The organism is Paraburkholderia tropica, assembly GCF_914484835.1.
Lineage (GTDB): Bacteria > Pseudomonadota > Gammaproteobacteria > Burkholderiales > Burkholderiaceae > Paraburkholderia > Paraburkholderia tropica_A.
The window spans coordinates 162,871-165,036 of the sequence record NZ_CAJZAR010000041.1; the positions used below are offsets into that span (position 1 = coordinate 162,871).

The window sequence follows — 2,166 nt, forward strand, 5'->3', positions numbered from 1 at the left end:
CGGTGACGAACATCGCCGGCAACGTCACGACGATGCAAGGCCAGATCACCAACATCAACGGCAAGCTGGCCGATGCGGTGATGTACGACTCGTCGGCACACAATTCGGTGACGCTGGGCGGCACGGGCGCGAGCTCGAACGTGAAGCTGAGCAACGTGGCGGCAGGCACGTTGTCGTCGACGAGCACGGACGCGGTGAACGGTGCGCAGCTGTACGCGACGAACAACAACGTCACGAGCGTCACGAACACGGTGAACAACATCGTGAACGGCGGCGGTATCAAGTACTTCCACACGAACTCGTCGCTGGGCGATTCGGTGGCGACGGGTACGAACTCGACGGCGATTGGTCCGGTAGCAACGGCTGGCGCAGCGAACGCGATCGCGATCGGCAACGGCGCGAATGCGTCGACGGCGAACTCGGTGGCGCTGGGCAACGGCGCGACCACGGCTGCGGCTGTGGCGACGCCCAATGGTGTGATCGGTGGCACGACGTACACCTATGCAGGCACGACGCCGACCGGCGTGGTGAGCATGGGCGCGGCAGGCGCTGAACGTCAGGTGACGAACGTCGCGGCGGGTCAAGTGACGTCCAGCAGCACCGACGCGGTGCACGGCTCGCAGCTGTACGCGACCAACAAGCAAGTGACGAAGAACACGGGCGACATCTCGAACATCTACACGCAACTGACGAACCTCAGTGGCGGTGCGATCGACGCGGTGATGTACGACTCGTCGGCGCATGATTCGGTGACGCTGGGCGGTTCGGGTGCCTCGTCGGCAGTCGCGCTGCACAACGTGGCAGCGGGCGAAGTGTCGGCATCGAGCCTCGACGCAGTGAACGGTTCGCAGCTGTACGCGACGAACACGAACGTGTCGAACCTCGCGGGCACGGTGACGAACATTGCCGGTGACGTGTCGAACATCGCCGGTAACGTGACCACGCTGCAAGGCCAGATGGCCGATGCGGTGTCGTACGACACGTCGGCGCACGACTCGATCACGCTCGGCGGTACCGACGCAACGACGCCGGTGGCGATCCACAACGTGAAGGATGGCGATGTCTCGGCATCGAGCACGGATGCAGTGAACGGCGCACAGCTGTACGCGACCAACACGAACGTGTCGAACCTCGCTGGTGACGTGACGAACCTGGCTGGTGACATCACGAGCATCAGCGGCAAGCTGCAGGACGCAGTGCTGTACGACACGTCGGCGCATGACTCGGTGACCTTGGGCGGTTCGGGCGCGAGCTCGGCAGTTGCTCTGCACAACGTGAAGGACGGCGACGTCTCGGCATCGAGCACCGATGCAGTGAACGGCTCGCAGCTGTACGCGACGAACACGAACGTGTCGAACCTCGCGGGCACGGTGACGAACATTGCCGGTGACGTGTCGAACATCGCCGGTAACGTGACCACGCTGCAAGGCCAGATGGCCGATGCGGTGTCGTACGACACGTCGGCACACGACTCGGTGACGCTGGGCGGTTCGGGTGCCTCGTCGGCAGTCGCGCTGCACAACGTGAAGGACGGCGACGTCTCGGCATCGAGCACTGACGCAGTGAACGGCTCGCAGCTTTACGCCACGAACACGAACGTGTCGAACCTCGCGGGCACGGTGACGAACATTGCCGGTGACGTGTCGAACATCGCCGGTAATGTGACCACGCTGCAAGGCCAGATGGCCGATGCAGTGTCGTACGACTCGTCGGCACACGACTCGATCACGCTGGGCGGTACCGACGCAACGACGCCGGTGGCGATCCACAACGTGAAAGACGGCGATGTCTCGGCATCGAGCACGGATGCAGTGAACGGCGCACAGCTGTACGCGACCAACACGAACGTGTCGAACCTCGCTGGCGACGTGACGAACCTGGCTGGTGACATCACGAGCATCAGCGGCAAGCTGCAGGACGCAGTGCTGTACGACTCGTCGGCGCATGACTCGGTGACCTTGGGTGGTTCGGGTGCGAGCTCGGCAGTCGCGCTGCACAACGTGAAGGACGGCGACGTCTCGGCATCGAGCACCGACGCAGTGAACGGCTCGCAGCTGTACGCGACGAACACGAACGTGTCGAACCTCACGGGCACGGTGACGAACATCGCCGGCAACGTGACGACGATGCAAGGCCAGATCACCAACATCAACGGCAAGCTGGCCG

1 protein-coding gene is annotated in these 2,166 nt (G+C 63.7%); it reads left to right on the forward strand.

Translation table 11 applies throughout. From position 1 onward, the window contains the following. A partial coding sequence (locus LDO54_RS12030; RefSeq protein WP_436975557.1) for a beta strand repeat-containing protein occupies nt 1-2,166 on the forward strand: 2,166 nt, incomplete at both ends.